General features: G+C 45.4%; 21 protein-coding genes and 1 riboswitch. Of the genes, 18 read left to right on the top strand and 3 right to left on the bottom strand.

Translation table 11 applies throughout. The features are described 5' to 3' along the window. The first annotated feature begins 82 nt into the window (after positions 1–82). The 5 genes from carA to GC102_RS39955 all read left to right on the top strand — a co-directional run bounded on the left by carA (position 83) and on the right by GC102_RS39955 (position 6,311). Complete coding sequence (carA, locus tag GC102_RS04850) at positions 83–1,255, top strand: glutamine-hydrolyzing carbamoyl-phosphate synthase small subunit (RefSeq protein WP_171688420.1); 1,173 nt, start codon at positions 83–85, stop codon at positions 1,253–1,255. After that, positions 1,242–4,451: a carbamoyl-phosphate synthase large subunit gene (gene carB, locus GC102_RS04845; protein WP_171648469.1), complete on the top strand. Its 3,210-nt coding sequence runs from the start codon at positions 1,242–1,244 to the stop codon at positions 4,449–4,451. Before carA ends, carB begins: the two co-directional genes overlap by 14 nt. Before the next feature lie 95 nt (positions 4,452–4,546). Continuing rightward, a complete protein-coding gene (gene pyrF / locus GC102_RS04840) occupies positions 4,547–5,236 on the top strand; it encodes an orotidine-5'-phosphate decarboxylase (RefSeq protein ID WP_171688592.1) in 690 nt (229 codons plus the stop codon). Positions 5,237–5,275: 39 nt separating this feature from the next. Next, a complete protein-coding gene (gene pyrE / locus GC102_RS04835; protein WP_056833288.1) occupies positions 5,276–5,917 on the top strand; it encodes an orotate phosphoribosyltransferase in 642 nt (213 codons plus the stop codon). Between the two features lie 87 nt (positions 5,918–6,004). Next, positions 6,005–6,090: riboswitch (cyclic di-GMP riboswitch) on the top strand. Positions 6,091–6,110: 20 nt separating this feature from the next. Beyond that, positions 6,111–6,311, top strand: a complete 201-nt coding sequence (locus GC102_RS39955) for a putative motility protein (RefSeq protein ID WP_171688419.1) — start codon at positions 6,111–6,113, stop codon at positions 6,309–6,311. 901 nt (positions 6,312–7,212) lie between these two features. Here GC102_RS39955 and GC102_RS04825 read toward each other — a convergent pair. Continuing rightward, a complete protein-coding gene (locus GC102_RS04825; RefSeq protein ID WP_171688418.1) occupies positions 7,213–8,085 on the bottom strand; it encodes a LysR family transcriptional regulator in 873 nt (290 codons plus the stop codon). A gap of 123 nt (positions 8,086–8,208) precedes the next feature. Here GC102_RS04825 and dapA point away from each other — a divergent pair, with 123 nt between their 5' ends. Together dapA and GC102_RS04815 are read left to right on the top strand one after the other, a co-directional pair. Then, positions 8,209–9,090, top strand: a complete 882-nt coding sequence (gene dapA / locus GC102_RS04820; protein WP_171688417.1) for a 4-hydroxy-tetrahydrodipicolinate synthase — start codon at positions 8,209–8,211, stop codon at positions 9,088–9,090. Positions 9,091–9,107: 17 nt separating this feature from the next. Further along, on the top strand, positions 9,108–9,509 hold the full coding sequence (locus tag GC102_RS04815; protein ID WP_171688416.1) for a RidA family protein: 402 nt from the start codon (positions 9,108–9,110) through the stop codon (positions 9,507–9,509). Between the two features lie 93 nt (positions 9,510–9,602). On the opposite strand, the gene GC102_RS04810 is transcribed toward GC102_RS04815, so the two are convergent. Further along, positions 9,603–10,109, bottom strand: coding sequence for a GNAT family N-acetyltransferase (locus GC102_RS04810; protein WP_171688415.1), 507 nt, complete (start codon positions 10,107–10,109; stop codon positions 9,603–9,605). Between the two features lie 24 nt (positions 10,110–10,133). Next, positions 10,134–11,510 (bottom strand): dipeptidase, encoded by a 1,377-nt coding sequence (locus GC102_RS04805; RefSeq protein ID WP_171688414.1) that lies wholly within the window; start codon positions 11,508–11,510, stop codon positions 10,134–10,136. A gap of 179 nt (positions 11,511–11,689) precedes the next feature. On the opposite strand from GC102_RS04805, the gene GC102_RS04800 reads away from it, so the two are divergent. From GC102_RS04800 to GC102_RS04750, 11 genes are all read left to right on the top strand, one after another. Next, positions 11,690–12,235: a GNAT family N-acetyltransferase gene (locus GC102_RS04800; RefSeq protein WP_171688413.1), complete on the top strand. Its 546-nt coding sequence runs from the start codon at positions 11,690–11,692 to the stop codon at positions 12,233–12,235. 134 nt (positions 12,236–12,369) lie between these two features. Continuing rightward, entirely contained in the window at positions 12,370–12,990 is a 621-nt protein-coding gene (locus GC102_RS04795; RefSeq protein ID WP_171688412.1) for a nitroreductase family protein, read from the top strand. A 157-nt stretch (positions 12,991–13,147) separates the two neighbouring features. Further along, positions 13,148–14,005, top strand: coding sequence for a M15 family metallopeptidase (locus tag GC102_RS04790; protein WP_171688411.1), 858 nt, complete (start codon positions 13,148–13,150; stop codon positions 14,003–14,005). A gap of 37 nt (positions 14,006–14,042) precedes the next feature. Then, positions 14,043–14,564, top strand: a complete 522-nt coding sequence (locus GC102_RS04785; RefSeq protein ID WP_171688410.1) for a VanZ family protein — start codon at positions 14,043–14,045, stop codon at positions 14,562–14,564. A gap of 41 nt (positions 14,565–14,605) precedes the next feature. Further along, positions 14,606–15,301: a response regulator transcription factor gene (locus GC102_RS04780; protein ID WP_171648490.1), complete on the top strand. Its 696-nt coding sequence runs from the start codon at positions 14,606–14,608 to the stop codon at positions 15,299–15,301. Then, complete coding sequence (locus GC102_RS04775) at positions 15,294–16,403, top strand: sensor histidine kinase (RefSeq protein ID WP_171688409.1); 1,110 nt, start codon at positions 15,294–15,296, stop codon at positions 16,401–16,403. Before GC102_RS04780 ends, GC102_RS04775 begins: the two co-directional genes overlap by 8 nt. Before the next feature lie 342 nt (positions 16,404–16,745). Beyond that, complete coding sequence (locus tag GC102_RS04770) at positions 16,746–17,516, top strand: ABC transporter ATP-binding protein (protein WP_171688408.1); 771 nt, start codon at positions 16,746–16,748, stop codon at positions 17,514–17,516. After that, entirely contained in the window at positions 17,479–18,579 is a 1,101-nt protein-coding gene (locus tag GC102_RS04765; protein WP_171688407.1) for a permuted SH3 domain-containing protein, read from the top strand. Before GC102_RS04770 ends, GC102_RS04765 begins: the two co-directional genes overlap by 38 nt. Beyond that, positions 18,579–21,506 carry an ABC transporter permease gene (locus GC102_RS04760; RefSeq protein WP_376769346.1) on the top strand — a complete coding sequence of 976 codons (2,928 nt, stop codon included), beginning with the start codon at positions 18,579–18,581 and terminating at the stop codon, positions 21,504–21,506. The genes GC102_RS04765 and GC102_RS04760 overlap by 1 nt, the downstream gene beginning before the upstream one ends. 1 nt (position 21,507) lies before the next feature. After that, positions 21,508–22,440: an ABC transporter ATP-binding protein gene (locus tag GC102_RS04755; protein ID WP_171648498.1), complete on the top strand. Its 933-nt coding sequence runs from the start codon at positions 21,508–21,510 to the stop codon at positions 22,438–22,440. Then, positions 22,437–23,915, top strand: a complete 1,479-nt coding sequence (locus tag GC102_RS04750) for an ABC transporter substrate-binding protein (protein ID WP_171688406.1) — start codon at positions 22,437–22,439, stop codon at positions 23,913–23,915. Before GC102_RS04755 ends, GC102_RS04750 begins: the two co-directional genes overlap by 4 nt. The last annotated feature ends 39 nt before the right edge of the window (positions 23,916–23,954 follow it).

Genomic DNA, 23,954 nt, shown 5'->3' with positions numbered 1-23,954 from the left:
CTTATGCAATAAAATGGAAATCGTAGGCATGACATCTACGGTTCGTGAGAATCGTTGACAATAGCGAAGGAGTTGAAAGAACATGCAGGCAAGATTGTTGCTGGAAGACGGCACTCTTTTTACAGGAAAATCGTTCGGTAGTGAAGGTGAATCCGTCGGCGAGGTAGTATTCAATACAGGAATTACGGGTTATCAGGAGGTGCTTTCTGATCCTTCCTACTGCGGTCAAATCGTGACAATGACGTATCCATTGGTGGGGAACTACGGTGTGATTCGGGATGATTTTGAATCCGTACGTCCTTTCATCCATGGCTTTGTTGTTCGTGAGCATGAAGAGATTCCTAGTAACTGGAGAGCGCAATATACGCTGGGTAGCCTGCTGAAAGAATACGGCATCGTTGGGATCAGCGGCATCGATACACGCATGTTAACTCGTAAAATCCGTCATCACGGCGTTATGAAAAGCCTTTTGACAACATCCACTAAATCCATTGCTGAGCTGACTGAGATTCTAAGAGGAACGGCACTTATGACGGATCAAGTCGCTCGTGTATCCACAAAAAGTGTATACGGCGCACCTGGTCACAAAGAACGCATCGTTCTCGTAGACTTCGGAGCTAAAAGCGGAATCATCCGCGATCTAAGCAAACGTGACTGCGACGTTGTTGTTGTACCTCAAGATGCTACAGCTGAACAAATTCGTCGCCTTGCGCCAGACGGTGTACTGCTGTCTAACGGCCCTGGGGATCCCAAAGACGTACCTCACGCTGTCGAAATGATTAAAGGTTTGCTCGGCGATATCCCGCTCTTCGGCATTTGCTTGGGTCATCAGCTGTTCGCACTAGCATGCGGCGCAGACACGGATAAACTGAAGTTCGGTCACCGCGGCGGTAACCATCCGGTTAAAGACCTTGTATCTGGACGCTGTTACATTACATCGCAAAACCATGGCTACACGGTTAAGGAAGAATCCGTCCAAGGAACTGACCTTGAAGTGACGCACATCAACAATAATGACCGCACCATCGAAGGCTTGAAACATAAGAAATACCCTGCCTTCTCGGTTCAATATCACCCTGAGGCAGCACCGGGGCCATTTGACTCCAGCTACTTGTTCGATGATTTCATCTCGCTGATTCGTCAGCACAAAATCGATAACCCACAGCAGCCGCGCCAAGCGCAAATGCTTGCACAGTGGAAAGCTTCCACGGCATCGACATCTGTGAAGGAGGAACTGCAATATGCCAAAAAATAATACACTCAAAAAGATTCTTGTTATCGGTTCCGGTCCTATCGTCATCGGTCAGGCAGCGGAATTTGACTATGCAGGTACGCAAGCTTGTCAAGCGCTTAAAGAAGAAGGCATGGAAGTTATCCTGATCAACAGCAACCCTGCTACGATCATGACGGATACGAACATGGCGGATAAAGTATATATCGAACCGATCACGCTTGAGTTTGTTACGCAAATCATTCGTCAAGAGCGTCCAGATGGATTGCTTCCAACACTCGGTGGTCAAACAGGTCTGAACATGGCCGTTGAGCTAGCTCGTGCGGGTGTTCTGGAAAGCGAGAACGTGAAGCTTCTGGGAACACAGCTTACAGCGATTGAGAAAGCAGAGGACCGTGACCTTTTCAGAGACTTGATGAGAGAATTAGAGCAGCCTGTACCGGATAGCGTAATCGTAACGACAGTTGCTCAAGCGGTAGATTTTGCTAACGAAATCGGCTTTCCAATCATCATTCGTCCTGCCTACACATTAGGTGGAACGGGCGGCGGTATCTGTAACACGATGGAAGAATTGACAGAAATCGTTGCTTCCGGAATTCGCTACAGCCCAATTGGCCAATGTCTAGTAGAGCGCAGTATTGCGGGCATGAAAGAAGTCGAGTACGAAGTAATGCGTGACGCGAACGATAACTGCATTGTGGTATGTAACATGGAGAACTTTGATCCAGTGGGTGTACATACCGGAGATAGTATCGTTGTAGCACCAAGCCAAACTTTGTCGGACCGTGAGTATCAAATGCTGCGTTCGGCTTCGCTTAAAATCATTCGCGCCTTGAACATCGAAGGTGGTTGTAACGTACAGTACGCGCTTGATCCGCACAGCTTCCAATACTATGTAATCGAAGTTAACCCGCGTGTTAGCCGCTCTTCAGCGCTTGCATCCAAAGCAACGGGCTATCCGATTGCGAAGATGGCGGCTAAAATTGCGATTGGCTACACGCTCGATGAGCTAGTCAATCCAGTAACAGGCCAAACCTATGCATGCTTTGAGCCAGCTCTAGATTACATCGTTTCCAAAATCCCACGTTGGCCGTTCGATAAATTTACTGCGGCAAACCGTAAGCTGGGTACGCAAATGAAAGCGACTGGCGAAGTTATGGCGATTGGCCGTACATTCGAAGAGTCCATTCATAAAGCGGTTCGTTCCTTAGAAATCGGCGTACACCGTTTGTTCTTAAAAGAGACGGATCTGATAGATCAAGAAACACTCGAGTTCCGCCTGCAAAAGCCTGACGATGAGCGCCTGTTCTTAATCGCAGAAGCGTATCGCAGAGGTTACACCGTAGAACAATTGCAGAATTTGACGAAGATTGACTGGTGGTTCTTGAACAAACTAGATGGTCTGATTAAATACGAGAAAGAGATTGCAGCTAGCGAACTCACGAATGAGCTGCTGTTTGAAACGAAACGTAAAGGCTTCACAGATCGTGCCATTGCCGAAATTCGCGCACTTGCGGGCTGCTCGACATTTACCAAAGAAGCTGACATCCGAACTCACCGTCTACAACAAAATATCAAGCCGGTTTACAAAATGGTAGATACTTGCGCAGCGGAATTCGAAGCTTCAACGCCATACTACTATTCGACTTATGAGCAAGAAGATGAAGTAACGGAAACAACGAAAGAGAAAGTAGTTGTGCTTGGTTCCGGTCCGATTCGTATCGGTCAAGGGATTGAGTTCGATTACTCCACGGTTCATGCGGTTTGGGCGATCCAAGCAGCAGGATACGAAGCGGTTATCATCAACAATAACCCAGAGACCGTATCAACAGACTTCAATACGTCCGATCGCTTGTACTTCGAGCCTCTGTTCTTTGAAGATGTGATGAATGTGATCGAACGTGAAAACCCAATCGGGGTTATCGTTCAATTCGGTGGTCAAACAGCGATTAACTTGGCTGCACCTTTACACAAAGCTGGCGTACGTATTCTCGGTTCTGATCTCGAAAGTATCGATACAGCAGAGGATCGCAAAAAATTCGAAGCTTTACTCAGCAAGCTCTCGATTGCTCAACCACCAGGCGGCACCGTTACATCGGTTGACCAAGCTGTAGGTACTGCTGCGAAATTCGGTTATCCGGTTATCGTTCGCCCATCTTACGTCCTTGGTGGACGCGCTATGGAAATCGTCTACTCCGATGAAGAATTGTTAAGCTACATGGAATATGCTGTGAAAATCAACCCAGAGCATCCGGTTCTGATCGACCGCTACATGCTTGGTAAAGAGGTAGAGGTTGATGCGATCTGTGATAGAGAAACGGTTCTAATCCCAGGGATTATGGAACACGTTGAACGCGCAGGGGTTCACTCAGGTGACTCCATCGCGGTTTATCCACCGCAATCGATCTCGGATGAGATTAAACAACAAATTATCGACATTACAACGAAAATCGGCCTTGAGCTGAACGTAGTTGGTCTGGTCAACATCCAGTTCGTTATTCATAACGATCAAGTGTATGTGATCGAGGTTAACCCGCGTTCTTCTAGAACCGTGCCTTTCTTGAGCAAAGTAACGAACATTCCGATGGCCAACGTGGCTACACGCGTCATTATGGGACAAAAGCTGGCTGATATGGGCTACCAAGGTGGTTTATGGCCGGAAGACAAGTACGTATCGGTTAAAGTGCCAGTGTTTTCCTTCGCTAAGCTGCGCCGTGTAGATACAACTCTCGGACCTGAGATGAAATCGACGGGCGAGGTTATGGGACGCGATATCAATTTTGCCAAAGCACTCTACAAAGGCTTAATTGGAGCGGGGATGAAAATTCCTGCAGCAGGATCTGTCGTAGTAACAGTAGCTGACAAAGATAAAGAAGAAGCGATTGAAATCTTAAAGGGCTTCTATCGTCTTGGATATAAAATCATTGCAACAGGCGGAACGGCAGCAGCAATCGAACAAGCTGGTCTTCCAGTGACGACTGTGAACAAGCTGAGCGAAGGTTCGCCTAACATTCTGGATCTCATCCGCAGCGGAGATGCACAGTTCGTTGTGAACACTCTCACTAAAGGTAAAGAGCCAGAGCGTGACGGCTTCCGCATTCGTCGTGAAGCGGTTGAGAACGGTGTGGTTTGTATGACATCACTCGATACAGTAAGAGCGCTTGTTAATATGCTTGAAGCAATCAACTTCTCCTCACGTGCAATGCCAATTCATGTCTAAGACTATGCTTACGAAGTCAGTTTTGCTAAAGCAAAACTCTAAGGAGAGTGACGAACTTGAGTACGCTAACTCGCACAGATGTTACAGGACGCATTATGGTCGCTTTGGATTATGCGAACGCAGAAGGTGCTGAAGGGCTGCTCAAGCAGCTCGAAGGCATCCCTTGCTACGTGAAGGTGGGCATGCAGTTGTTCTATGCTGCGGGTCCCGGCTTCGTCGCGAGTCTGAAGGACCGCGGCTACAAGGTGTTCCTCGATGTGAAGATGCATGACATTCCGAACACGGTCAAAGGCGGCGCGGAAAGCGTGACGCGCCTTGGGGTTGACGTGTTCAATGTCCATGCTGCCGGAGGCAAGCAAATGATGGAAGCCGCCTTGGAGGGTGTCGACAAGGGGCAAGTCGTTGGAGCTGCACGTCCGATCGTTATCGGCGTGACGCAATTAACAAGCACCAGTGTACAGGTGCTGAATGACGAGATCGGCCTGACCGGTACGGTTGAGCAGGCCGTCATTCGTTATGCCCGCTTAGCGCATTCTGCGGGGCTTCAGGGTGTTGTCGCGTCACCGCTTGAGGTGACTGCGATTAAGGCGGCGTGCGGTGACGGGTTCGTCACCGTGACGCCAGGCATTCGCCCTGCTGGAGCCGACGTAGGCGACCAGTCGCGAATCATGACGCCGGCTGAAGCGTTCGCGCAGGGGACGGATTACGTCGTGATCGGTCGACCGATCACAGGCGCAGCGGATCCAAGAGCAGCAATTGAAGCGATTATCGATTCAATCGTATAACATGCTTTGTCTAACAACGGAAGGAACGGTGGTAGGAACATGAGTCAACTCGAAACAATTGCGCAGCATATTGCGGCGTCATTATTAGATATAGAAGCGGTAGCACTTCGACCGCAGCAGCCTTTTACATGGACTTCAGGCCTCAAATCACCAATCTATTGTGACAATCGTCTGACGATGTCACACCCGGCAATTCGCGAAGCGATCGCTGACGGCTTCGCAGCTTTGATTCAAGAGAAATTCCCGGATGCAGAGGTTGTTGCTGGTACGGCAACAGCGGGTATTCCTCATGCCGCTTGGGTTGCTCAAAAGCTAGGTCTCCCGATGATCTACATTCGTGATAAAGCCAAAGGACATGGCAAAGAGAACTTGATTGAAGGCACTGTGAAACCAGGACAAAAGGTGATCGTGATTGAAGATCTTATCTCTACGGGTGGCAGTTCTTTGAAAGCAGCTATTGCTGTCAAAGAAGCTGGTGCTGTAGCGTTGGGCGTGCTGGCGATTTTCTCCTATCAGCTAGATAAAGCTACAGAAGCGTTCCAAGCTGCTGATATGCCACTATACACACTTTCCAACTACTCTACACTGCTTGAAGTAGCTCTAGAGAAGGGGAAAATCAAACAAGAAGACATGGAATTGCTTCGTTCTTGGAGATCGAATCCTGCTGCGTTTGGTGTTTAGGACTGTATCTGCTTAAATTGAAATGCGAAGATTGACGAATTGTGTAAGAATATCCTATACTGTATAAGTGCTAGGTACTGCCTAACATCTGCGAAATGGCAAATGACGCGAAAGCGACAGACGCAAAGCTATAGGGGCTACTCGGTTATACCGTATGCTTGCCAGCTACCGAACGATGAGAGGAGGAGTGCTCGTGAATATCAATAGTGTTCTAACTGCGATTAGTGGTGGAGACGCTTTGAAGCAAGCCGTTGGCATTCAGCTTTTAAGCAAAGTAAGTGATATGCAAGCAGCTTCATCTAGTACATTAGTACAGGATTTTGCTAAATCCCAACAGCTGGTTACCGCTTCAGCGACACCGCATTTGGGTGGCAATCTCGACATTTGCATATAAGTTCATAACGGAAGAAGCTCTACCTTTACGAAAAGGAGAGCTTCTTTTTACTTATAAGAATTTATATGTTTTGGGTTAGGGGGTAAAGCAAAGCTTATTCCCTCCTGATGTTTGTTTTCTGATCTGTGGAAGAAATTACAGCGTAGAGCGGACGGGCTTAGATAGAGTAACAACTGCTAGATGCAAATTAAAGTTGCCCAAATTGATGCATGTCTATGTAGTGGTGGTTGTTGATACTTGAGTGGCCCGAGTACTCCGAATGGTGCGATTCCGACTAGAGATTATCCTTGCCCACCGAACTGTTGTACTTTGTGCAACAATCCGGCGGTTTTTTTGGACAAATTGGCTTTTTGTTGTACCGCGTACAACAATTTGGCGGGAATCGCTCAGAAATAGGCGTTATAAGCTCGAATTGTTGTACGAAATACAACAATAGCAGGCTACTCCGGCGTGAGATGGGTGTATTGTTGCACAAAATACAACTTGGACTATCGTGTACTCGGGGATTTTCAATTGGCGGTTACCCAACATGTGGCGGATGCCCAACTGCTAGATGGAAATTAAAGTTGCCCAAATTGATGCATGTCTAAGTAGTGGTGGTTGTTGATACTTGATTGGCCCAAGTACTCCGAATGGTGCGATTCCGACTAGAGATTATCCCTTGCCCGCCGAACTGTTGTACTTGTACAACAATCCGGCGGTTTCTTTGGACAAATTGGCTTTTTATTGTACCGCGTAGTACAAACTGCAACTTCAAGTTGCGAAATAGCGATTGGGAGTTTAAATTGTTTTAGATAATACTACAATGGTAACCACTATAGCCCATCTGCCCTCACGAAAGCTGAATGACTTAAAAATTGAATTTTGGAGTTTTGAATAATAGTTATATCATTTTCTGAGGCTATTCTTTGGTCAGTTGTTGAATGAATGTTTGCAAGGGCTGGGACATCCACTTTTTGGGGTGCAGCAGCAGTTGAAGGTCCAATTTTAAGTCCGAATGTGAAAAAGGAAGATGGGCTAGTTTCCCTTGTTCCAGTTCATTCTGTACGGCAATTTTGGGCAGCAGGGCGATACCAAGTCCATTCATGACGCAGTGTTTGATTGTTTCTAAATTACCGAGCTCAAATCCAATTTGAAGCGGGACTGCGTGATCTTTTAGTAATTTTTCAAACATACCTCGATAGATGCAGCCCTCTTCTGTAACGATAAATTCGGCTTGCTGAAAATCAGTTAGCTGTATTTGTGCTCGTTTCGTTAGCGGGTGCTCAAGCGGTGCCACCAAAACTAAGGGTTCTTCCCTGACTTTCGTGCATGCAAGTGCGGTGTCTGCTGGATAACGGTCTAGTATTAGCCCTATATCATAGTCCCCATCTCTTACTTTGGAAATGAGAGAAGCTTCACTGTCAGGGAAGAGCTGGATATTCAGTCCAGGAAATTGCTGTTTCAGCACATGCAAATAGGGTGGTAAATAGTATGCCGCGAGTGAGTTAATCGTACCGATTGTCAGTGTTCCGCTGACCTCGCTTGTGATCATTTCTTTGGATTGATCATAGAGGTCAAGCATTTGCAAGACTAGCTTTAGCAAGCTTTCACCAGGTGCTGTTAACCTAAGCTGACGTCCGTATCTTTCGAAAAGGGGGACGCCGTACTCTCGTTCCAGTTTCTGAATTTGCATCGTAATACTCGATTGCGCATAGCCCAATTCTTCGGCAGCTCGTGTAAAGCTCTTTCTCCGGGCAACCTCCCGAAAGGTTCGGAAATAGGTTAAATCCATAGGAACCCCTCGCTTTACTATCAAAATTTTTGATGAGTCTTATCATTTATTATAGCTAACTGTGATCCAATGATCCATGCTAAAGTGAATGTACAAACGAAATAGGACTGGGAGATGATTGAGATGTTGAGAGAGAAAGACTTACATGGGATCTATGTTCCCATTATTACGCCATTTGATGAAGAGTATGAGGTGGATGCAGCCTCTTTTTATAATCTAGCTTACAATTTATTTCAAGATGAGATAGACGGATTGGTCGTCAATGGAACGACAGGAGAATCGCCGACGATTACAAATGAGGAAATGGCGATCTTGTTCGCTACGGCACAAGCAGCTCGAGAGGCTGCGCAAGTAGATTCTTCGCTCATTGTCGGTACAGGAACGAATGATACGTTGTCTACGGTGAAAAAGACGGAGGCAGCTGGAAAATTAGGGGCAGACGCCGTTTTAGTCGTAGTGCCTTACTATAATAGACCGAGTCAACAAGGGATTATTGAACATTTTCGCCGGGCTACTAGTGTTGGTGTGCCAGTCATTTTATATGAAATACCGTATCGTACAGGCGTGACGTTGGAACTTGATACCGTGCGTACGATACTTGAACTCGATGGTGTCATAGGTATGAAAGACAGTACGCCGAACACCCGATTGGTGTCTGAGCTTACTCGTCTAGGCTCGAAACCCGTCCTTTGTGGGGAGGATTCTCTGCTTTTTGAGGCTCTTAGCTCCGGTGCTAAAGGGGTTATGAGCGCGTCAGCGAATGTAATGACTGAGCGGTTTGTATCGTTTTATCAGCATTTTGAAGCTGGTCAACACGAGATGAGCAAACAGCTATTCGATGAGTTGCAACCACTCATTCGATTGCTTTTCGAAGAGCCAAATCCAGCACCTCTCAAATGGCTGCTTGAGCAGCAAGGTGTTATTGAATCCGGAACACTTCGATTGCCGCTGCTTTCCGTGACAGAAGGCCTGCAGAAAAAGTTAGCCGCTTATTTACAAAAGTGAGAAGGAGAGAGTTAGTTATGAATCGGACTAGGGTATTTACAGGCTCACCTTGGGAACCTGTTGTAGGCTATTGTCGAGCGATTCGGGTGGGGAACCGCATCGAGGTTGCGGGTACAACAGCAATGAGGGATGGAGAGGTCGTTGGCGTAGGTAATCCGTATGAGCAAGCGCGATTCGTCCTCCAGACGATCGAGCAGGCGCTGCAAGAACTCGGGGCGCAAATGTCAGATGTGATTCGAACGCGGATGTTTGTAACGGATATTTCCTTATGGCAGGAATTCGGCCGGGCACATGGGGAGTTTTTCCGTGATGTGCAGCCCGTGGCAACGATGGTTGAAGTGAAGGCTTTGATTGATCCTTTGTTGTTGATAGAGATTGAGGTTGAAGCTCTTTTGATTGAGGAAACCGAGAAAGGCTAGAGGTAAGGCATTTAAGATAAAAAAAGCGCTTATCCTCTTAGAAGGCGATTTGAAATCGCTGGCATAAGGGGGTAAGCGCTCTTTGTTTACATATTATCCTACACGTTTACCAAGAATGATGAGGTCGCGTTCGATTCCGTCAAGTTCAGCAACGCCAGGCAGATGAGCCCAGTTAACGAAGCCGAATTTGCGGAAAAGGTGGAGGCTGGGATCGTTATGACCGAAAATGAAGCCAAGCAGTGTCTTCAGTCCCAGCTTTGGACTAGCATCAATTGCGTGCTCCATCAGGAAACGACCAATGCCTTGGCCGCGAAAAGCTTCATCGACATAAATGCTGACTTCCGCTGTAGCGTTATAGGCGGGTCGGCCATAGAAGGACTGAAAGCTGAGCCAGCCACAAATGCCGCTGCCGTTTTCCAATACCCATAAAGGGCGGAAATCCGCAGAGTGCTCATAGAACCAGCCTTTGCGACTGGCTGTGGTCACGGGTTCTGTATCTGCTGTAACCATGCGTCCTTCAATGGTGGAATTATAAATTCGTACAATATCAGCTAAGTCTTCCAAGCTGGCATCACGGATCGTTAGATGATTCGTATTCATGATTAGGCTCATTCCTTTCAGTGGTTACTTATTCATCTCGGCAAGTTTCAGCCAGAAACGGCTGATAGTCTCTGTCCCTTTGTCCCAATTGACCAAATGGAAATGCTCATTCGGCGCGTGCAGATTTTCACCTGGTAGACCAAAGCCAAGCAGCACTACGGGTGCGTCTAAAACGCGTCCCAACACTTCAACAATGGGGATTGAACCTCCGCTTCGAGTATATACAGGCCATACGCCATAGGAATCCTCATAAGCTTCCGCAGCTGCTACCATTACAGGCTCATCAATTGGCGTGATGAATGGGTTTCCGCGCAGCTGGCGGTCTAGGGTCATTTTTACGCCAGGCATGGAGAGGGCACGGATATGATTTTCAACCGCATCCATGATCTCCTCGGGTACTTGTGCGGCAACGAGACGGCAAGCTATTTTAGCGCTAGCACGATTAGGAATGATTGGTTTAATGCCTTCACCCTGAAAGCCGCCGCTTACGGATGTGATTTCCAGGGTCGGTCTGGAAGTCGTTTGTTCATAGAACGAGAACCCATTTTCCCCAAATAACGTTTCAACATGTAAGTCCGATCGAACCTTGTTCTCGTCGGGTTCTACTTGTTTAAAGGCTTCGCGCTCTTTGTCCGAGAGCTCAATGACTCGATCATAAAAGCCTTCCACAGCTACGCGACCATTTGCATCATGGAAGGAACTTAGCAGCTTCGATAAAGCGTGAATCGGGTTTTGAACCGCGCCGCCGAAGAGGCCAGAATGAAGGTCACTATTTGCGCCATCAATCGTAATTTCGAACCCAGCTAGCCCGCGAAGACCATACATAAGTGCAGGTTTTCCTGGCCCTTGCATTTGAGTATCGGAAAGGACAATGGTATCGGCTTGTAATTTATCTTTATACTTTTCCACGAATGCTGGCAGGTGCTTACTCGCAATCTCTTCTTCGCCTTCAATACAAAACTTTACATTAACAGGTAAGCTGCCTTGCGTTCGTAAAAAAGCCTCAATCACTTTGGCGTAAAGCAGCAGTTGACCTTTATCATCCGTGCTTCCGCGGCCAAATAGTTTGCCATCTTGAATCACAGGCTCAAATGGTGGAGTGTTCCACAGCTCTAACGGCTCGGCCGGTTGAACATCATAGTGTCCATATACAAGTACAGTTGGTTTACCCGGAGCATGCAACCAATCTGCATAGACAACGGGATGTCCCCCAGTAGCCATAATTTCAATGTTCTCAAGACCGGCTTGTTTCAAAGACTGAGCCGTCCATTCTGCACAGCGAATCATGTCTGGTTGATGTTCGGCGACAGCACTTATACTTGGAATCCGCAAAAACTGCATTAATTCCTCTATGTGTTGGTTTCTTTGCTCATTCAAATAGGTTTTGATCGTTTCTATCATGTTTAATTTCTCCTTCTTTTTAAGCCATTTATATCGGTGCTTCTTTTAAGTTCCCCAAATGCAAGTAAATTCCTGCAAATTAGTGATGCAGATACACATTTTATAAGACAGTTGCACGATGTAAATAGAAGTGGGTATTATTGTATAGGTAAATTCCGCTATTTGAAGGGGCGAAGTTAATGGAACTCTTGGTTAAGACCGAACGAATGTCTTTAGTTTTATTGGATCGTTCTTCTGTAGATCTGGTTCTTGATTATGTGATTCGTAATCGAACTTTTCTCGAACCGTGGGAATTAGAACGTAATGAAACGTATTTCACGAAGGATTATCAGGCTGAGCAGTTGGAACAAGAAGCAATTAAGATCGAGGAAGGCCAGACGCTTAAGGTATGGATGCTATTTGAAGAACGAATTGTGGGGTCAATTGCGCTTAGTAATATCATCAGAGGTGCTTTTCAATCTTGCCATTTGGGCTACCGAATGGACGGGGAGCTCCTTAATCGGGGACTAATGACTGAGGGATTGAAAGCAATTATTGCCTACGCTTTTGATGTAATGAATCTACATCGGATTGAAGCTAATATTATGCCTAGAAACGCTGCGTCTCTGAAGGTCGTAGAGAAGTTGGGCTTTTATGAGGAGGGCTTGGCTCTCAAATATCTACAAATTCATGGTGTATGGGAGGACCATATTCATATGGTACTGCGCAATACAGCTATGGAATAGAATTCGCGAAATTCACAGAAAAATGTCGAATAATGTAATATTGATAATTCATATCATATTGCTATCCAGTCATTACTCTAATAGAATTAAGTATTGAGCATGTACTCATACATAATTACTAGGGGGACTTTACGTTGAATGATTTTGAATCGGTTGTAAAATCTAGACGATCTGCAAGCAAATTCAAGCAAGGGATCGATATTTCACAAAAAGAATTAGAACAAATTTTTTCCCTTGTTAAGTTTGCTCCATCCGCTTATAACTTACAGCATGCTAATTATGTTGTTGTCACTGACCCTTTGATGAAACAAAAGGTGTATGATGCGTCTTATAAGCAGTATAAAATTCAAAGCTCGTCCGCAGTTATTGTGGTCCTTGGCGATTTGGAAGCATATAGGGATTCTGCAAGAATAAATGAAGGACTTTTCCATTTAGGATTTTATAGTAAACAAGAGTTAGATTCCGAAGTGGAGCAAGTGACACATTTCTATGAAGAACGAGGAGAGCCGTTCAAGCGAGATGAAGCGATTCGTAACGCAAGTCTATCAGCCATGTTATTTATGCTTACAGCGAAAGAGCAAGGTTGGGATACTTGTCCGATGATCGGTTTTGAGGCAGACAAGCTCATTGAGGCTCTTGAATTAGAGGAACGTTTTGTTCCCGTTATGTTAATTACGATTGGGAAAGAAGACACGTCCAGCCAGCGGCCGCGCGGTTATCGAAAACCGATTGGTGAATTTGTGAAATATGTTTAATGAATAAAGACCGTAATTCGCTATCAAGGTGGCGATGAGCGGTCTTTTCCTATTTGAGGGATGTACAAGTTTAAGAAAAATTTTATTTTTAACCCCATTTCTTATTAATTAGTTTTCTTTATCCTAGGAGTGAATGAATGGTTAGGAGGAACTAAGGATGAAGAAGTGGGTGTTGTGGCTTGTTATACTTTTACTGCTCGGCTATGGATTTAGTCAACACAAACTGAAAGTCGTTAACGAGAAACCACCGGAAGAAGAGAATCAAACTCAAGAGGTGACTTCTCAAATGAACGAGCTTAAAGTAACCAAAGATCAGATTTATAAAGGCAATTTATTGTTGGTCAACAAGGATCATCCGGTACCTCCAGGGGCTGAAGAGTCCGAAGCGGTGAATCTGTTTAAGCATAAGGAGTTGGTGAATGGATTCATTGTGATGGATAAGACGATTCAGTTGTCGCCGAGTTTGGTGCAAAAATTCTCAAAAATGATTGATGCCGCAGCAAATGATGGGGTTAACCGATTTTTAATCAGCAGCGGTTATCGGGACAATAAAGAACAAAACCAGCTTTATAAACAAATGGGTGCTGATTATGCGTTGCCAGCAGGCAATAGCGAACATAATTTAGGTTTATCGCTTGATATTGGATCTACGCAAACGGAGATGAGTAAAGCGCCTGAAGGAAAGTGGCTGAAAAAAAACGCATGGAGATACGGGTTTATCTTGCGTTATCCGGCTGACAAAACGGCAATCACAGGTATACAATCTGAGCCCTGGCATTTTCGCTATGTTGGTTTGCCGCACAGCGCAATTATGCAGGAAAAGAATTTTGTCCTGGAACAATATTTGAATTTCTTGAAAGAAAAGAAGACCATTAAGACTACTGTAGATAATCAAACCTACGAGATCTCTTACTATCCTGTCTCCAAAAACACAACGATCCTTGTGCCAGCGAATGGACGCTATCAGATATCAGGCAACAATATGGACGGAATCATAGTGACCATGTATCCATGATCAGGGCTTATGAATCTCAAGAAGGTGAGAATGACGTATGAAACATAAAATAATGTTGAAAGATATTACAATTCAAGTACTGTTTACCCTTTATGTGTACACTTTATTCAAAATTATTCTATTTAAGTTCAGATCAATCGACCTGACATTTCTCTGGCATCAGCTTAAGATAAGTCTGAAGAACACGGATCATATGAGCAGGCAACTTCAAGAAGGTAATCTGATTCCCTTTAAAGAAATATCCAGAACCATTCATGATATCTCGAGTCATGGTCTAATTAACCTGGTTGGGAATTTTGCGATATTCATGCCGTACGGAATTCTTCTTGGTTTAATGTTAAGAAACAAAAAAGTATCAATTATAGATGCGTTCTTACTTTCGTTAGGTTTAAGTCTAATCCTGGAATTAGCGCAGGCCTTTTTCTCTATTGGACGTTATGATGTAGATGATCTGATACTCAATTCAAGCGGGGGCTTGATCGGTTTCATAATTTTCAAATTATTCGCTTTGTTAGCTACAACATTAAGTGCTAACCAAGCAAGAGGTAGCTCCATCTGATACAATAAAAGCAATACTATGGTTATACAGGGGTGGTACGAATGAAGTCGATCACAATTCTGATAGCGGATGATGAGCCGGAAATTGCCGATCTGATTGAGTTACATTTAGAAAAAGAGGGTTACCGCTGCGTGAAAGTAGCTAATGGGCAGGAAGCTATTTCTGCTATTCAAACACATTCTATTGATTTGGCGATTTTAGATATTATGATGCCTATACTGAATGGCTATGAAGCAACAAGGCAAATTCGAGCTGAGTATCATCTGCCTATTATTTTTTTAAGCGCCAAAACGACGGACCTCGATAAGATTACAGGACTAGTAAGCGGAGCGGATGATTATGTAACCAAACCGTTCAACCCGATGGAATTGGTTGCTCGCGTGAATGCTCAGCTGAGGCGTTCCACACAGTTTAATCAACCAAAGCAAGCGGGCAAGCTTACTTTGGAGGCAGGCGGAGTGGTCATCTATCCCGAAGCACGAACTGTATTCGTTTACGGCAAGCCTATTGAATTAACACCAAAAGAGTTTGATATTTTGTATCTGTTAGCCAGTTATCCAAAGAAAGTTTATAGCGCGGAAAATATCTTTCAACAGGTCTGGGGCGATGCTTATTATGAAGGCAGCAATACGGTCATGGTACATATTCGTACCTTACGGAAAAAGCTTGGAGAAGACGATCATAAAAATAAACTGATCAAAACAGTTTGGGGGGTGGGATATACATTTAATGGCTGAAATAATCCGAAGCTTTCGATTTAAAATGATTCAACTCTTTGGTTTAAGTATGCTTTTTTCCGCCACCATTACCTATTTGCTCTATAAAGCTCTCCAACTCTATTATTATACGACCAAAATGGAAAATCCATTGACTAAAATTCGTTTTCTCATAAGAGAGATTGGGGATATTAACTTCTTTTTGCTCATTTTCATTCCTCTCTCGATTTTCTTTTTCTTTCTCCTCACCAACAGATATGCGGCTTATTTTCATGAGATATCTAGCGGAATTAATCAGCTTGCGAATGGCGACTTTAACAGTCGGATACGTATTCCATCCAATGATGAATTCGGGGATATTGCGAGAGATATTAATCTGGCAAGTGAAAAATTGCAGCAAGCATTGGAGAGAGGAGATTTTGCTGAAAACAGCAAGGAACAATTGGTCTTGAATTTGGCTCATGATTTGCGTACGCCGCTGACTTCCGTTTTAGGTTATTTGGATTTCATTCTTCAGAACGATCAACTGACTGCAGAACAAATCAAGCACTATACGAGCATTGCTTTTACCAAGTCTCAACGTTTAGAAAAGCTCATTGACGAACTATTCGAAATCACTCGAGTGAACTATGGAAAGCTTACCATTGAAAAAAAACCAATCGATATAAGCGAGCTTCTCATTCAATTAAACGAGGAATTATACCCTGTTTTCGAGAAAAATAACCTAACAACTCGGTTGAATGTGACTCCGCATTTGACGGTTTGGGGTGACGGTGAGCTGTTGGCACGTGTATTTGAAAATCTGCTGACGAATGCCATTCGCTATGGAAAAGATGGTCAGCTTATCGACATTAACTGCAATCTTGATGCAGAAGATGTGGCGATTCAAGTGGTTAATTATGGGGATTGCATTCCCCCGGAAGAGCTGCCGTATATCTTCGATATGTTTTTTACCGGAGATCAAGCGCGAACTCATCGCGAGGGTAGCACTGGCCTTGGTTTGTCCATTGCGAAGAATATTGTAGAGCAGCATCAAGGCACAATTACAGCCCAAAGCAGTGTAATTCGTACGCTTTTTGAAGTCCGTTTCCCGCAACAAATGGCATCCGAAGGACTCGGATAACTATTATGCCGATCATTTAATGAAAAATTTATATTTACCCTACTTATTCTTTTAACAGTCTCCCCTATTCTAAATGTAGGAATGGGAGGAGGAAACTGAGAATGAAGAAGTGGGGTTTTTGATATACTCGGAAATATTGTAGATGGGGTGATTGTTATGTAAAATAGGCAATTCGTTGTATGGATGAATTTACCATTTCATAGTATATTTTAATAGATTCATACAATCGGACTTGTCCCCAAAAAGCATTCAGGAAATTTTCAGTTTCATGAAACTTTTTGGAAAGATGTGCCGTCTATTTTATCATACATACAGATTGGAAATGAAAGGAAGACATACCAAATGGCAAGCTGGTTTCGTAAAAGAAGCGCAATTGACGCTTTAGCTATCGATGAGGAGCCGCACTCTGATGAACAATCCTCTCGTCACAGCCAACTTCATTCACCGTTATTAACGGTCAGTGGTGTACAACGCTCCTTTCAAGTTGGAGGCCAGAAGTTAGAGGTACTGAAAGGGATTGAGATGGAGCTCAAACCGCTGCAGCTCGTTATGCTCAAAGGCCGATCCGGCTCGGGGAAAACAACGCTGCTTAATTTAATCGGGGGACTCGATCAGCCGAATGAGGGGGAGATTTTGTTTCAAGAGCATGCCTTTCATCTCAGCAGTGACGATGAGCGGACGTTGATACGTCGCAAGGAAATTGGTTTTATCTTTCAATCTTATGCTTTAATGCCCTTGTTGTCTGCATGGGAAAATGTGGAGCTGGCGCTGCGAATGGCGGGGATTCCGCGTTCCCAGTGGAAAGAGCGAGTGAAGCATTGCCTGGAACTCGTTGGGCTTGGCAAGCGGATGCACCATCGTCCTTATGAGCTTTCCGGTGGTGAGCAGCAGCGTGTCGCGATTGCGAAAGCGATTGCGCATCGGCCTGCCCTTATTTTGGCGGATGAGCCTACAGCTGAGCTTGATTCTCAGATGGGTGCGCAGATTATGTCCGTTTTCCGCAGCATCATGAAAGCGGAGCAAGTCACGATATGTATGACAACACATGACCCTACAATTTTGGAGGTTGCCGATCATGTTTACGAAATGGTGGACGGAAGATTCGTCACGTAATTGGACGATGAAGCCTTTAGCTGCACTGCTTGTATGTTCGACATTACTACTTGCTTCTGGGTGTTCACTTTTGCCTAAAGAGCAGGAAGAAGAATCGCTTCCGACGATTAATCCACCTAAGCTTTCCAAAAAGCCTGAATTTACGGTGAAAACGGAAACCCTTGAAACGAAAGTGAGAGGGAGTGGGCGTTTAATGGCTTTGCAAGAGGAGAAGCTGTTTTTCTCCGAAGATATGTCCGCCAAACGGATCAGTGCCATACTTGTTAAGAACGGGGATTCTGTTGAAAAGGGGCAGCCGATCGCGGAGCTCGACGTATCGGATTTGGCGAGTGATTTGAAGCGGAAGAAGCTTCAAACACGTAAGGATGAGCTTACGATGATTGAAACGCTGCGAAAAGCGGATGAAATGTCGCCGGAGCAAATCGAGCAGGCAAAGATTGATTTTGAGTTGAAGCGTGAAGAGCTGACCAAGCTTGAAACACAAGTTGGTAAAGCGCAGTTGCTCGCTCCGTTCAGCGGAACCATCGTCACTGTAACAGCCAAGAAAGGCGATACCGTGAAATCCGGAGAATCCGTTGCGACCCTAGCCGATTTGAATGAACTAACCGTGGCCGCAAGTATTAGTGCAGATGATGCGAAGAAAGTAGCCATTGGCATGGACGTGCAGGTGGATATTAATTCTGCCGGCCAGCACAAAGGAAAAGTGAAGCAGCTGCCGAATCCGCAAGCTGGTAACAACAATAATAACGGCGGGTTTCCTGGTCAAGGTGGGCAAGGTGAGCAGGATACGATCGATAATTATTTGGTCGTTCAGCTTAGTGAGTTTCCGAAAGGGCTGAATCGAGGAACACCGCTAAGTGTCACGATTATTACACAAAGAAAAGAAAACGCCACGACGATTCCTTTGGCTGCTCTTCGCTCGTATTCAGGCCGGAATTATGTCCAAGTCATTGATGCTCAAGGAAATAAGAAGGAAGTGGACGTGGAAATCGGTCAGCAGACGTCTACGGATGCGGAGATTGTAAAAGGTCTCACAGCTGGACAGAAAGTAGTGGGTCGCTAATGTCCATGCCGATGCTGCGGTTTTTATTTCGGAAAATGTGGAATACCCGCTGGCTAACGTTCAGCACCTTGCTTGGATTAGTGATGGCTGTTGCTTTCACCACAAGCATTCCGATGTATGCCGATGGGTCGCTGAAGCGAGTTGTCGCCAAATCGTTAGAAGAAAAAAGCGAGGGACTTCCTGCAGGCTCACTGCTCATGCGCTATCAAGCTGTTGGGACAGAACGTGCAGGGCTTACAGAGCTCAATGACGTCAATGTATATATCCAAGATGAAATTCGGAAAGATGTTGGCTTTCCATTACAGACCTATGCTAGAAGCTATACCGTCAAAGGAGCGCAATTAACTCCCGCAGATGGAACAAAAGCAGACCCTAGTAAGCGTCGACAAATGACACTAACGGCGTTAAGTGGGTTAACCGATCAGGTTGAATGGTCAATCGGCCAGATGGCTTCTGGGCAAGTGCAGAATGGCATATTGGAAGCTGTGGTCTTAGAAGAAGCTTTGTTTCGAAACGATCTGCATGTTGGGGATGTATTCAGTTATTCGGTCGCAGGTGCAGGCGGCAGTCAATTGTTAAAAGTGAAGATTGTTGGTTCCTTCAAACCCAAAAATGAAACAAGTGCTTATTGGTTTCAAGGCTTAGAAGGGTTAGTAAACGCACTTATTATTCATGATGATGTTTTCATGAAGACGTTGTTGACGGAGAAGAAGATTCCACTTCAGCTAGCCAATTGGTATTATGCATTCGATCTGCGCAATATCCAAACCAGTCAATTATCGCCACTTGAGAACCGTTTAGAGCGTCTGGATATCAATTTGTTCCAAAAACTCAAGAATACAAAGGTAGATGTTTCATTTAAGCAGATTCTTACTGAATTTAAAGCCCAAAGCTTGCAGATGCAGATTTTATTATTCACATTAGCTGCCCCGATGATTGCGATGGTTTTCTATTACATTGTAATGAATGCCAGACAATCGCTTGATCGACAGCGTGGTGTGATTGCCATCCTGCGAAGCCGTGGAGGCAGCACGAAGCAAATTGTAGGAATATACTTTCTGGAAGGTTTATTACTTGGGGCGATTGCCCTGCTGATTGGACCCTTTATGGGCTGGTTCATGGCGAAAAGTATCGGCTCTTCCAGCGGTTTTCTAACGTTCGTTGATCGTAAATCGATTCCTGTTAGCTTTACAAATGAGGCGATGCTCTACGGCGGGCTCGCTGTTCTGATTGCAATTCTTGCCAGTGTGATTCCAGCTGTTCTTTTTGCAAGATCTTCGATCGTCAACTATAAGCAGCAGCTCGCTAGATCAGATCGCTCGCCACTATGGCAGCGGTGGTTCATCGACATCGTACTGCTAGGACTGGTTGGCTACGGCTTCTACTTATTTGATCAACGCCAAGTATTATCCGTACAAACTGGGCTAACGACCGATCAATTACAGGTGCATCCGCTGCTGTTTTTCGTTCCAGCACTCTCGATCTTTGCACTAGGACTATTCTTTCTGCGTATCTTTCCGTGGCTGCTGCGATTGTTCGGCTGGCTTGGGCGAAAATTCCTGCCTGTGCCATTATACTTGACGCTAGTTCAGCTTTCCCGCTCAGCCAAATCCTATTACCCGCTTATGCTGCTGCTCATTCTTACGCTCGGCCTCGGCGTGTACAATTCTTCGGCTGCACGTACGATTGATCTGAACTCAACGGAGCGGATCATGTATCAATATGGTACCGATGTTGTGCTGCAAACCGTATGGGAAGGCTTCTCGGACGATCTGCCGAAGGATCCGAACGCAGGGAAAAGCGGCGGTGGAGCTCAAGGAGGCGGGACAGCTGGTGCCGGAGGTAATAACGCTGGCAATGGCAGCGGTGGCTCAGGTGGAGGCGAAGGCCAAGGTGGCCCGAAACCGGGAGAGGAGACACCCTCCAAGATTCGTTACGTCGAGCCGCCCTTTCAAATGTTCCGTGATCTAGATGGCGTTCAGGCTGCGGCCAGAGTTTTGCAGATGAAAGGAAACGTCGTTGTATCTGGTAAATCAACCGGTCAGGGAATGATCATGGGGATCGATAATGCCGATTTTGCTAAAGTAGCTTGGTTCCGGCCCGATTTATTCCCAGCTCATCCGAATCAATACCTGAATTTACTAGGAAGCTATGAGCAAGCTGTCATCATACCTTCGAATTATGCAAGCAAATATGCGCTTAAAGCGGGAGATCTGCTTTCGATTACCATCGGTCAGCAGCCCGTGGAGTTTGTGATTGTTGGAATCCTACCGTATTGGCCAAGTCAATATCCGGATCAGGCACCATTTTTCATAGCTAATTTGGATTACATATACGATCAGGCACCTATTACTCCCTATGAAGTTTGGCTCAAAATGAGACCGGACGCTAAAGTTGCACCGATTGTTACTGCCCTGCAGGCCAAGGGGATTGAACTAGCTTCCGTGAAGGATGTTCGTAACGAGCTCATTATTCAGAAGAAGTTACCAGCAAGAGGCGGCGTCTTTGGTATTCTAAGCCTGGGCTTCCTCGTCTCTGTGATAGTGTCCTTAATCGGCTATATGCTGTATTGGTTCTTCAATTTATCTAGCAGAGTTGTACAGTTTGGGGTGCTTCGCGCCATGGGGCTTTCCCGCAAACAATTGACAGGAATGCTGCTCCTCGAGCAAGGCTTTACGGCTGGATTGTCCATCGCGCTAGGCATCGGAATTGGTAAATTAACGAGTTATTTCTTCCTGCCTTTCCTTCAAACTTCCCAGAATGTGAAGACGCAGGTGCCGCCGTTCCGAGTTGTTTTCGATTCCAAAGACACCTATCAGCTATATTTCGTGGTTGCTTTCATGATGATAACAGGGGCGCTGCTACTGTTCTTACACATTAGAAGGCTGCGCGTTCATCAGGCTGTGAAGCTGGGAGAGGAGAAATAGCGTGATTACTTGCGAGGGCTTAGTCAAAATTTATAAAACAGACGAGATTGAAGTTGTCGCTTTGCAAGGGCTAAACATTCAGATCGACGCCGGTGAGCTTATGGCCATCATCGGGAATAGCGGAAGCGGCAAGTCCACATTGCTGAACATATTAGGAGGGCTTGATCGCCCTTCTGCGGGTCAAGTGAAAGTTGGCGATTGGGATTTACTGAAGATTACCGATAAGCAGCTAGTTGATTACAAACGACATACAGTCGGCTTCATCTGGCAAAATAATGCGCGAAATCTCGTCTCATACCTTACCGCGCTAGAGAATGTGGAAATGCCCATGATGCTCAGCGGGAACTATGACCCTGCCTACGCGAAACAGCTGCTTGAATGGGTAGGCCTCAGCCACCGCTTGAATAACAAGCTGCAAGAACTATCCGGTGGTGAACAGCAGCGCGTGGCTATTGCGATTTCGCTTGCAAACCGTCCGCGTTTGCTGCTCGCTGATGAACCGACAGGGTCGGTGGATACGAAGACGGCGGATATGATTCTTTCTATTTTCCAACGGCTAAATAAGGAATTGGGAGTGACAATTGTCATTGTTACCCATGATATGTCCATGGCAGGCAAAGTAGGGCGAGTCGTCGCCATTCGAGATGGCATGACAAGTTCGGAGTTTATTGCTCGCAATCCTTCGATTTCAGCGCTTGATGGTACGTCGACAGGGCTCACAGGTGAAGACCATGAGGAGTATGTGGTACTGGACCGCGCGGGACGACTTCAGGTTCCGAAGGCTTACTTGAGCGCTCTGCAAATCGACGGAAAAGCTACGATGGAGTTTGACGGCGAGAAAATTATGATTAAAGCACCGAAAGATTTATCTGCGAATGAAAGTATCGAACGAATTGAATCTAATTCACAAACCGTTGGAGGAAAATCAAAATGAAAATGATATCGCGTAAAATGCTTGCTACAACATTAACGCTGGCTATGGTAGCTCCATTAGCTGTTGCTTGTACCAAAGGGGAAAAGGCCGATGATAAACAGGAGCGCGTGCTTAGGATCGCGACACCGATGATGTACGGAGGTGAAGACCAGTATTTCAGACAACAATTCACCGAAATATTTGAATTCGCCAATCCGAATATCAAGATTGAAATAGTTTCGACGATGGATGAGAGGTTCCGTAATGGCAACATTCAACCTGGAGAGAAAATGCCCGATCCTATGGAGAAGCTGAAAGAAATCATGCAGGGTGATAATCCACCGGATGTGGTTATGGTTGGTTATGAACAACTGCCGGATATCATTGAAAGTAACTTGTTGACACAGCTTGATCCACGAATAACGAAAGATAAATTCGATACCACAGGGATCGTACCAGCAGTGATGGATGGCATGAAAAATGCAGGTGGAGGGAAGCTTTACGCACTTGCTCCGACATTCAACTCTTCGGCACTCATTTATAATAAGAAGATGTTCACGGATGCGGGTGTCGATTTTCCGAAGGATGGGATGACATGGGATGAGACATTCGATCTTTCCAAACGCCTTGTTAAAGGGGAAGGGGAGAGCCGCATCAATGGTTTCTCTTTTAATACGCAATCTCAAGGCGGAGATTTGTTCTATGGTTTACAAATGTACACAGCACCCCTGCAATTGAAAATGTTCGATGATGCTGGTGAGAAAATGACGGTGGATACAGACCAATGGGAAAAAGTTTGGACAAAAATGGCTCAGATGCAAAAAGAGAAGGTATTCCCGGAAATGATGGATCCGTCGAAGCCAATGAATCGTCAGTATGATCAAAATAATCCATTTGCGTATGATGATTTCATGTCAGGCCGGTTAGCCATGGGGATTATCAATTATGGTCAAATTCAACAACTCACGAATGCGAACAAAAATGCAGCCAATTTTAAAGGCTATACACCAATCGAATGGGATGTCGTAACGATTCCTTCCCACCCGGAAGCAAAAGGTGTTGGCGGAGCCATCTATATGGATGGTATTATGGGTATAAATGCCAAAGCGCAAAACCCTGATGATGCTTGGAAGTTCATAAAGTTCATCAATGGCGAAGACTGGGCAAAATTGAAATCTCATAGCTCCTATAACTTGGTTGCCCGCTCCAAATATTTGAAGCCCAAAGATGGGTTGGAATTCCACATGGAAGCTTTCTACAATGTGACACCAGCGCCAATGGATAATAACACCAAGATTTATCGCACTAATCCTAACATTTATCAGGTACAAGAAATTGGTCGTACGCAGTTTATGAGTGTCCTTCAAGGGAAAACGACAGCTCGCGAAGCGCTCAAGCAATGGCAAACCCAGGGGGATGCGATGCTCAAACAAATGAAGGAAAATCCGAATGCTCCTATGAACCCGATGATACAGCAGGCTGTGCCTGCTGGCTAAAGCAGGATGGAATTTCTAAAAGGATGATATTATGAAGGA

The organism is Paenibacillus germinis (assembly GCF_013141785.1).
GTDB classification, from domain to species: domain Bacteria; phylum Bacillota; class Bacilli; order Paenibacillales; family NBRC-103111; genus Paenibacillus_E; species Paenibacillus_E phytorum.
Note: the sequence above shows the minus strand (reverse complement) of the source record. Positions and strands in the feature narration are given on the sequence as shown.